Origin of the sequence: Centipeda noxia ATCC 43541 (assembly GCF_000160555.1) — a bacterium.
Classification (GTDB): domain Bacteria; phylum Bacillota; class Negativicutes; order Selenomonadales; family Selenomonadaceae; genus Centipeda; species Centipeda noxia.
Window position 1 is genome coordinate 285,483 of record NZ_GG749281.1, and the last position, 9,317, is coordinate 294,799.

Annotated in this window: 9 protein-coding genes, 1 tRNA gene and 2 pseudogenes; 3 read left to right on the top strand and 9 right to left on the bottom strand. The window is 59.4% G+C overall.

Annotated elements, in window-relative coordinates:
- Window positions 1-15: 15 nt before the first annotated feature.
- A complete protein-coding gene (locus HMPREF7545_RS08280) occupies window positions 16-537 on the bottom strand; it encodes a hypothetical protein (protein ID WP_006695278.1) in 522 nt (173 codons plus the stop codon).
- 218 nt (window positions 538-755) lie between these two features.
- On the opposite strand from HMPREF7545_RS08280, the gene HMPREF7545_RS08285 reads away from it, so the two are divergent.
- The 3 genes from HMPREF7545_RS08285 to HMPREF7545_RS08295 all read left to right on the top strand — a co-directional run bounded on the left by HMPREF7545_RS08285 (window position 756) and on the right by HMPREF7545_RS08295 (window position 1,436).
- Window positions 756-971, top strand: a complete 216-nt coding sequence (locus HMPREF7545_RS08285; protein WP_006695280.1) for a DUF1659 domain-containing protein — start codon at window positions 756-758, stop codon at window positions 969-971.
- Between the two features lie 37 nt (window positions 972-1,008).
- The gene (locus tag HMPREF7545_RS08290) at window positions 1,009-1,227 is read left to right on the top strand and encodes a DUF2922 domain-containing protein (RefSeq protein ID WP_006695281.1); all 219 of its coding nucleotides are present in this window, start codon (window positions 1,009-1,011) and stop codon (window positions 1,225-1,227) included.
- 132 nt (window positions 1,228-1,359) lie between these two features.
- A tRNA-Arg gene (locus HMPREF7545_RS08295) sits at window positions 1,360-1,436 on the top strand.
- Between the two features lie 229 nt (window positions 1,437-1,665).
- On the opposite strand, the gene HMPREF7545_RS08300 is transcribed toward HMPREF7545_RS08295, so the two are convergent.
- The 8 genes and pseudogenes from HMPREF7545_RS08300 to HMPREF7545_RS08330 form a co-directional block, all read right to left on the bottom strand.
- Entirely contained in the window at window positions 1,666-1,944 is a 279-nt protein-coding gene (locus tag HMPREF7545_RS08300; protein ID WP_040571341.1) for a zinc ribbon domain-containing protein, read from the bottom strand.
- A 61-nt stretch (window positions 1,945-2,005) separates the two neighbouring features.
- Entirely contained in the window at window positions 2,006-3,097 is a 1,092-nt protein-coding gene (locus HMPREF7545_RS08305; RefSeq protein ID WP_006695283.1) for a DUF805 domain-containing protein, read from the bottom strand.
- Window positions 3,094-3,627: a DUF805 domain-containing protein gene (locus HMPREF7545_RS08310; RefSeq protein ID WP_006695284.1), complete on the bottom strand. Its 534-nt coding sequence runs from the start codon at window positions 3,625-3,627 to the stop codon at window positions 3,094-3,096. Before HMPREF7545_RS08310 ends, HMPREF7545_RS08305 begins: the two co-directional genes overlap by 4 nt.
- Window positions 3,628-3,780: 153 nt before the next feature.
- Window positions 3,781-4,473, bottom strand: coding sequence for a DUF805 domain-containing protein (locus HMPREF7545_RS10060; RefSeq protein WP_006695285.1), 693 nt, complete (start codon window positions 4,471-4,473; stop codon window positions 3,781-3,783).
- Window positions 4,474-4,542: 69 nt separating this feature from the next.
- Window positions 4,543-4,731: pseudogene (locus HMPREF7545_RS10515) on the bottom strand (DUF805 domain-containing protein); the annotation flags it as partial.
- A gap of 250 nt (window positions 4,732-4,981) precedes the next feature.
- Window positions 4,982-5,368, bottom strand: a pseudogene (locus HMPREF7545_RS10520) (DUF805 domain-containing protein); the annotation flags it as partial.
- 151 nt (window positions 5,369-5,519) lie between these two features.
- On the bottom strand, window positions 5,520-7,244 hold the full coding sequence (locus HMPREF7545_RS08325; protein ID WP_006695287.1) for a GGDEF domain-containing protein: 1,725 nt from the start codon (window positions 7,242-7,244) through the stop codon (window positions 5,520-5,522).
- A 206-nt stretch (window positions 7,245-7,450) separates the two neighbouring features.
- Entirely contained in the window at window positions 7,451-9,187 is a 1,737-nt protein-coding gene (locus tag HMPREF7545_RS08330; RefSeq protein WP_006695289.1) for a GGDEF domain-containing protein, read from the bottom strand.
- Window positions 9,188-9,317: the final 130 nt, after the last annotated feature.

The window sequence follows — 9,317 nt, forward strand, 5'->3', positions numbered from 1 at the left end:
CGGCGCACGCTCCGCTTAGGCAAGCTCCTCGGCGGACCGCAGCTGCCGCCGCACGTCGAGGAGGAGCTTATAGTGCACGGCACGCCCTTCGCGGACGAGCTTCCGTACGGTGAGTGGGCGCCAGAGCGTGTGGATGACGGTGCCGTTCTGGAGAGCGACATCTGTTCCTGCCGGCGCGTCGACGATGAGCGCAGCGCGCGCGATATTGATGTAGCCGAGGGTCCCGCGCCCTGCATCTGTGGGCCGCACCATGACAGGAGTGAGCACGCAGCCGTGCAGGATGGGGAGGATGATGTTGCGCCGCCGTGCAAGCTGACGGGCGGCATTCCTGCGGATGAGCCGCAGCTCCTTGTCTTCGCGTCCTGCAAGGCAGGAGAGGACGTATTCGGTCGCGGCGTGCAGAGTAAGGCTGGCGCCCCCGGCCGTGTGGACAACGGTATCACTGCCGCCGTCCGCCGTGCTCATGGGTACGAGTGCGAGAATGTCCGCCGCCGCGGGCAGGCACTGCATCAGCGCTTCTCTTTTCGTCCAATTCATTTCGGATCTCCTTTCTGGTTCCTGCCTGCCGCTGGCGAGGCGCACAGGCACGAATATGCATCAATTTGGATCTCCTGTTCCTTTCTAGATGCATTATAGGGAAAATATGTTCGAATGTAAAGAAAAATTTTGAGCCTCCCCTCCTCTTTTTCTCTGCCCCGGCAGGTACTCCTGTGTAAGCCGCTTACGGACATCATAAAGGAAAGGAGTTGATCCGGATGGCACGCAAAGATGCAGCGAGCAAGCTCACGCTGAAGGTCATCGCGGGGGTCGGCCTCGACGGCAAGACGATCTACAAGAACCGCACGATCGGCGGCATCGCGCCTGCGCTCACAGACGCAGATGCGCTCGTGGTCGGCAAGGGATTCGCAGATCTCCAGAAGCACGGCCTCAGCCAGGTATCGCGCACAGACACCGCGGTCCTCGCGGAGTAACGCACGGCCAAAGTAACGGAGAAAGGAGGAAGGAACGATGTCGACGAAGAAACAGCTGCGCATGACGCTGAAACTCTCGACGGGCAAGGAGCTGACGCTCAGCCTCGCAGACCCGAAGGACGGGCTCACAAACGCGGAGGTCACGGCCTGCCTGCAGAACGTCATCGATAAGAAGGCAATCGTTGCAGGCGAGGCGTATCCCGTCTCCATCAAGGACATTGCCGTTCAGACGGTAGACACCGAAAAGCTCGCCTGAGCGCCCCTCGGACATCGGTCAAAGGGCCCCGCAGGAATTTTCCTGCGGGGCCTTTCTGGTGCACTCGCTTTTTCGTGTGATCGGCGTGCGGCGCTTGCATATCCTGCGCAATTTTGATACACTTGGAGCAATGCGGTTGTAGCTCAGATGGATAGAGCATCTGCCTCCTAAGCAGAGGGTCGCGCGTTCGACTCGCGCCAATCGCACCATTTCTTTTGAATGAAAGACTTCTCGCGGCGAGGAGTCTTTTCTAAGTTTCGGCAGAATTTGAAGGGAGCAATGAGAGATGAAGCGGAAGATCCTTGCGGGGCTCTTGGCGGCGCTCGTGGTCGGCGGTGCTGCGGCGGGATGAGTTCCCCGAGGTGTTTCGCGAGGATTGGCCAGAGTAAACTGTTTCGGACATAAAAAAGGCGCCCCTGCGGGCGCCTTTTTTGTATGTCAGTTTTTCCCAAAGCCGAAGAGGGATTTGAGCCGCGTCCCGATGCCGCCGTCTGTGCGCGCATCGGTGCGTTCCCCATCGGCATCCGGCACGTCGTCGTAGAGATCGGAGTCCATCACGGCGTGCGGCGGCGCGTCGTTGCGGCTCTCAGTATCGTCGCCGCCGAGGGCAAAGCCGCTGCCGTAGTTCGGTGAGAACCCCGAGATGATGGGGATGCCGCAGTTCGGGCAGGCGGTTGCCGAGGAGGGAACGAATTTATCACATTTGGGACAGAACATGGAGATCATGCCTCACTTTCTGCGGATGTACAGCAGTTTCTCCATACCGTTGAGGGATGCATCACGCGGTGCCGGGCTGTGTATCTTCTCTCAGCAGGCGGAGTATGCCGACGAGAGAAGCAATGCCGCAGACGATCCAGAATGCGATGAAGGCGGTATCCGAGGCAGTGTTGCCGACGGCGAGGAGGAGCTCGACGCTCTGCGGGATGTCGCTCTCGGGGATGAGCTCGATTGTGCCGAAGATTTCTGCAACCGGGAGGCAGGAGAATGCCGACGGCAGGAGTGCGGCGAATACGAAGACGGCCTCGAGGCTGCTGCGGCCGAGCGTATGAAGGCGTTGGACCACGAGCGGGAGTGCGGCAAGCGGATAGAGGACACACGCCAGGAGGAGGAGGAGGAGGTCCGCGCCGATCGGGAGGAGGCCGACGCTCTGGAGGAGCGCCGTGACCGGGTACAGGGTGAACTGCACGATGGTCGGCAGGGTCAGCCACGAAGCGGCGAGAACGAGGAGGGCGCGCACAGCGAAGGTGCGCCGGTCAATCCTGCCCTCCATTGAGAGAAACGCCCGGCGTACGGACGGGAGCGGCTCCTCGGCGGGCGGATCTCCGTAGGCGTTCGCACCGGGGGTGCCCTTTTTCAAAAAGATGTATATAGAGCACAGAGCTCCGATGAGAAATGTGAGGAGGTATCCGATGAGGAAGAGGACGAAGAGCCCGTCGAAGATCAGGTTGTCCTCTTCGGGATTCCCGCTGAAGGGCGTTGGGAGGCTATTCGATCCCAATACTGCATTGAGAAAGGAAAAGAGCAGGACGGCAGGAAAGAAGAGCGTAAAAAGACTCAGAAGGCCGAGCGGGAACGCAAACCATCCGCTGCGGCCGATGTCATGCAGGCGCCGTACGGCCGCGGGGATGGCGAGGAGCGGCATCACAGCTGAGACGAGGAAGAAGAGGAGGACGCATCCCATGATGAAGATGACCCAGAACGAACTGGCCGTGTCGCGGAAGTAAAACGAGGCGCAGAGAAATGCGAACGGCAGGAGCACACAGAGCCCTGCTGAGAATGCAAGCGCTCCTCCGCCCATGATGGTTCCGATGGTCAGCGCGAAGCTGCGCCGTGAGAGTCTGCCCTCCCTGGAAAAGATCGGCGGGATCACGAGCGCTCTCCGGGGTCCTGCGGCGTCTCCTCCGGCGGCGCAATATCCGTCGGGGCGGACTGCTCAGGAATGGAGCGCGCATAGGGACTCTCATCGATGGACGATTCTGCGGCGGCAAGCGGATCGGGGCCGTAGTCGTTCTCCCCTTCGGTACCCTTCTTGCAGAGGAGATAGAGGAACAGTCCGAGATTGACAATGGGAACGAAGTTGAGCAGGACAAAGAAGCCCGACAGGTTGACGTCGTGCAGACGACGTATCATCAACATATAGCTGGAGATGATAACAGGCAGCATGGCGAGTGTGAATAGTCCGTTGATGCCTGCCTGAAAGCGCGCGAGTTCGTATATCCCCATGTGCTCGGGGTCGACGCCCGATGGGACGATGTAGGCGATGAACACCGCTGAACAGGCCGTGATGATAACTATACTGACGAGCCAGAGCAGGAGAGAGCGCTTGATATAGCGCTTGCGGTTGAGTCTCCCCTGCCAGCGGTAGAAATTTTGTCGGATTCCGTGGTCGATGGTATGCATAGGATCTTCTCCTTTTCATAGGATTGATAAAAACGCCCTTATTGTAGCATATCGCTGTAAAATTGGCAAAAAAAGAACCACACGCCGCTTCCGCAAACGGCGTGCGGTGTTCCCAAAGCCGACGAGGCACGAGAACGTGAGAGGCAGTTCTTTCTATGGACGTGCGTCCGTATGCGGCGGATCGGCAGCAAGCAGGCGCATGATGCCGATGAGGGAGATGATGCCGCAGATGCACGAGAATATGACGAATATATTCTCACAGCCGCTGATGGTATCGAGCAGCGGGGCTAGGGCCGCCCCGGGCAGTCCGCCCTCGTCCAGGGAGCCGAGGAGAACGAACATGTATGTGATCGGAATGGAGATGAGGATGTAGGGAATGAGGACCGCAAATGGGAATATTGCCTCATATGTACTGCGTCCGAGCGTATGCAGCCGCCGTACGACGAGCGGGAGTACGGCGAATGGGAAGAGTGTCGCGCCAAGAAGGAATACGAAGTGGTCCGCTCCTATCGGCAGGACATTCACTGCAACGAGCAGAGAGGCCATGGGCTGGACGACAAGCTGAACAGCAGTCGGGCCGGCAATCCCTATGAAGAAAAAGAGGAACAGTGTGCTGAGGATGAACTCCCGGCGTCCGATGGTCCCCTTCATGGAGAAGAATGCTGCACGTATGGAGGAGAAGGGGCGCTCTGTCGGAACATCGCCGTAGTCGTTGGGGAATGGATCGCCTTTTTTCAAGAATACCCATGCAGTGTAGAATACGAGGATGGCGCCGGTCGGAAAGGCCAGCAGTCCAAGCAATATGCTGAACGTGCCCACGACGAGCGCAAGGCTTTCATTTGGCATGCCGAAGGGGGAATATCCTTTCGCCCCCAAAGAGCCGAGAACGATCATCATAAGGAACAGGACGCATCCGCCGACGAAGAGGCTCACGAGCATCAGCGGGAGCGCAAAGAATCCGCTGTGCCCAAAGTCGTGCAGACGCCGCACGGTCGCGGGGATGGCGAGGAGCGGCAGTGCCGTGTACATCAGCACGAGCAGCATGCACAAGGCAGCAATCAGAAAGCCCAAGAAGAGGGATCGTCGTGTCGCGGAAGAAGGCATTTACAAAGAGCCAGACGAGCGGCAGGAGGAGGATCAGTGCGGCGAATGATGCGATGTTCATGCCGCCCCATATCACTCCGATGCTGAGCGCGTAGTCGCGGCGCGAGAGCCTGCCTGTTTTGGAGAAGATCGGCGGCAGTGAGAGGCCTGCATAGGAGCCTGCGTCCTCTGTGCGTGCAGGTGCAGTCTCTGCCGCCGCGGCCTCCTCCGTCGCATCATCGCGTGCCAGCGGGTCAGAGCCGTAGGCGTTCGCACCTCGTGTTCCTTCGGCAAAGATGAGATAGAGCGTCAGTCCAAGATTGATCAGCGGGATCAGGCTCACGAGGGCGAAGTACCCCGACAGGCCCAGATCGTGCAGACGCCGTATCATCAGCATATAGGACGGAATGAGAAACGGCAGCAGGACAAGAGATACGCCCTGCAGAAGGTACGAGAGCTGTCTGAGCTGGTCCTCGTTCAGATGGGCTATGTCTGCATTCCCGCCGAGGACGGCGGCTGCGGCTGCGATGAACGCGGCAAGGCAGATGATGGAGCCGGGGATCCAGAGCGCGAGCATGCGCTTGATGTAGCGCTTGCGGTTGAGTCTCCCCTGCCAGCGGCAGAAATTTTGTTTGATTCCGCGGTCGATGGTATGCATGGGACCTCCTTTTCATAGGATCGATAAAAACGCCCTCATTGTAGCATATCACCGTGAAATTGGCAAAAAACGAACCGCGCGCCGTTTGCGGAAGCGGCGCGCGGTTCCTGTCTATAAATGAGGTGTGAGGGGATTGACGCATCTTTTTTGCCTATGCCGCGCCCTCGTCGTTCTCGGCGGAGACGGTGTTGCGTCCCCGCTCCTTCGAGAGGTAGAGCGCGCGGTCAGCGCGGTCGATGAGGGCCTGCAGGCGATCCTTCTTGCCGTGCCATGTGGAGACGCCGAAGCTGAGCGTCACGCCGTCGAGGCGCTGCTCGAGGATGCCGCGCAGATGCTCGCAGAAGGCGACCATCGCAGCGAGATCGTAGTGCAGGGCGAGCAGGACGAATTCGTCGCCGCCGTAGCGGATGAAGAGATGGCGGCGGTCGATTTCCTCGTGAATGGTGTCCGCGATCTGCTTTAGGATCTGATCGCCCGCGAGATGTCCCTTCGTATCGTTGACGATCTTGAAGTGATCGACGTCAAAGATGGCAAAGGAGAATTTGAACCCGCGCTCATAGGCGAGCGCAGAGAACCTCGCAAAGCCGCCGCCAAGCTGATGGCGGTTGTATGCGCCCGTGAGGAAGTCGCGCTGCGCCTCGTTCTGCGAGATCTCCAGCTCGCGCGCGAGGTCCTCGTTCTGCTGCGCGAGGGCGGCGTCCTCCATCATCTGCGCACGGATGACGTGGAAGATGAGGGGGATGCTGGCATAGATGGAGAATACGGTCGTGGAGAACATGAGGCTGAGCCGGTGGTACTCCCAGTGGAGGGCGTCAATGGTGCCGAATGCGACGATTGCGATGACGGCGAATACGCCGTAGCGGCATGCGGGATGACGCTGCCAGCTCGAGCGGACGAGTGCGTGGATGAGGATGAGGCTGCCGATGAAAAGGAGCGGGTAGTAGAGAACGAGCGCGTTCATGAACCCGTTCACCCCCGCGATCTCAGCACCGGCAGCAAGCACAAAGACCGAGAGAAAGACGCGCATGCCGATTTTGATGCGCGCGGCGTAGCGCGAGGAGACAATCTCCTGCGCGATTTTGATGCAAAAGAGCGGCATGATGTAGAGCATGGCGAGATGCAGTTCCCACCAGAGATCGGACATGCCGTAGATCCGCGCGAAAAACGAGGAGCTGCCCGTTGTCCACAGGATGAAGCTCGCGAGACTGCCGATGAGATAGAGCTGCAGACGGCGCCGCCGCTCCGCCGCACCGCGCCAGGTCAGATCCATGACGAGGAAGATGATCAGTGAGAGCGCGACCGACAGGCTCGAGATGTAGATGGCATCGGCAAAGCTGATGCTGCGCAGAAAGTCGCCGGATGAGCCGAACCTCATGTAGTCGATGCTGCCGAGCCAGCCGGGATAGGCAGACTGAAGCAGGATTGTGAGGCGCTTGCCTGCGATGTTCTGGTCGAGATGGATATAGTGGAACGCGCGGCCGCGCGCAGCGGCGGGATCGTCCCAGCGCCCGTGCATGTAGACGAGCGTATCGTCGAGGTAGACGTAGGCGTTCTGGTTTGTCGTCGCAAAGAGAATGTGATCGTTCACGAAGCGCGCCGCGAGCGGGATGCGCCAGGAGAGACAGACGGCGGATGCGTCCTTTGGAAGATCCGGCGGTACGGGATAGTCATAGGGCTGCCAGTCAAAAGTGTCCGCACGAAGCCCGATGATGTCCTTGTACTCCGGTGCGCTTTTTGCGACGGCGTATTCGGCGTAGATATAGGGATCGAGCGGCGCGTCGAGCAGCCGCCATGCAGTTGCGGTCGCTCCGAGGAGAAGCACCGCGCAGAACAGCGTGAGCCAGCTGTCCCGCAGAAAGCGGAGGATTTTCTTCATCACTGCTCCCCCCCTTCGGAGAGAGAAAGAGAAAACACGCTTAATTCCTGAGTTTTATTTGATTATATCATACTTATTAGATATAGAACAATAGAAAAATGCATAAAGAACACGAATCCTATGGAAGGAATGACGCGCAGTTCGTCGTCACTCAACGCAAAAAAATACCGCGCCGGAACTCTCTGTCGGCGCGATATGAGGAGCATTCAATGCGGCGGCGCATCTGCGCATTCGTCCTCGGTGGAGACGGTGTTGCGTCCCTTTTCCTTTGAGCGGTAGAGGGCGCGGTCGGCGCGGTTCATCAGCGGGGTCATGTGATCGCCCGTGCCGTGCCAGGTCGATACGCCGAAGCTCAGCGTCACGCCGCCCAGGGTCTGCGCGAGCGTCCTGCGCAGGTCCTCGCAGAAGACGGCCATCTGTGCCAGATCGTAATGGAGCGCGAGCAGGATGAACTCGTCGCCGCCGTAGCGGATGAAGATGTGGCGGCGGTCGGTCTTTGCATGGACGACGGCGGCGATCTGCTTTAGGATCTGATCGCCGGCGAGATGCCCTTTCGTGTCGTTGACGGTCTTAAAGTGATCCACGTCGAAGATGGCGAACGAGAAGCTGAAGCCGCGCGTATTGGCGAGTGCGGAGTATTTTGCAACGCCGTCCGCGAGCTGATGGCGGTTGTACGCGCCCGTGAGGAAGTCGCGCTGCGCCTCGTTCTGCGTCTCCTCCAGCTCGCGCGCGAGCGAGGCGTTCTGCCGGGCGAGGTGCGCATCCCGCTGCATCTGCTGGCGGATCAGGAAGAAGACGAACGGGATGGTCGCGTAGATGGAATAGATGGTGGTCGAGAGCATCGACGAGAGCAGATGATATTCCCAGTGCAGGGCGTCGATGCCGACAAAGACGGTGAGCGAGAGCATCGCGACCATGCCGTGGCGGCAGGCGGGGTATTTCTTCCAGGGCGAGCGCAGGAGCGCATAGAGGAGGATGAAGCAGCTGACGAGGAGGAGCGGATAGAAGAGATAGAGCAGGTTCATGTAGCCGTCGAGGCCCGCGACCTCGCCGATCGTCGCCGCGGCGAAGAAGAGGAGATAGACGATCATCGTGCTGCGGACCGCCTTGGTGAATTGCGGTGCGGCAATCTCCTGCGTGATCTTTGCGAATGTGATGGGCATGACGTAGAGCATGATGAGGTGCAGTTCCCACCAGAGGCCGGGCTGTCCGAAGATGCGCGGGAAGAAGGAAGATGTCCCGGACGCCCACAGGATGAAGCTCATGAGAAAGGCGATGAGATAGAGCTGCCGCTGGCGCTGCCGCCGAATGCCGCGCCATGCGAGATCCATGACGAGAAAGACGATCAGCGAGAGCGCGATTGAGAGGCTCGCGATGAAGATGGCGTCGGCGATGCTGATCTTGCGGATGAGCGTCTTTTCACTGCCGAGGAGGAAGTAATCGAGGCTCCCCAGCCAGTTGCGGTAGCCCGTGTGCAGCATGATGGTTAGGCGTTTGCCGGCGAGGTCTTTGCCGATGTGGATGAAATGCAGCGTGCGCCCGCGCGCTGCGGCGGGATCGTCCCAGGCGCCGTGGATGTAGACGAGCTCGTCGTCAAGGTAGACGCAGGCGTTCTGGTTCGTCGTGGCAAAGAGGATGTGATTTACGAGCGGAGGGACGTTCGCCGGAATCTGCCAGGACAGATAGATGGTCTGCGCGCCTTCCGGCATGGGCGGCGGTGCGGGGTAGTCGTACGGCTGCCAGGCGAAATCGTCGGCGCGGAACGAGATGATGTCCTTGTACTGCGGACTGCCCTCGATGACGGCGTACTCCGCGCGCTGCATCGCGGCATACGGCAGCGGAGTCGCGAGTGTCTGCCAGGACAGTGCAGCCAGCGCGGCGATGACGGCGGTGCACAGCAGTGTGATGCAGTTCCCCCATAGGAGCCGAAAAATTTTTGTCATGTTCCCCTTCTCCTCTCATCGGAGCCCTGTCCGGATGAAGAGGTCTGCTTCTTATTATTACGATCACATTATAACATAAAACGGCAGAGGTGGGTACTGTTTTGATTCCGGGTATAAAAAAGCCGCATTG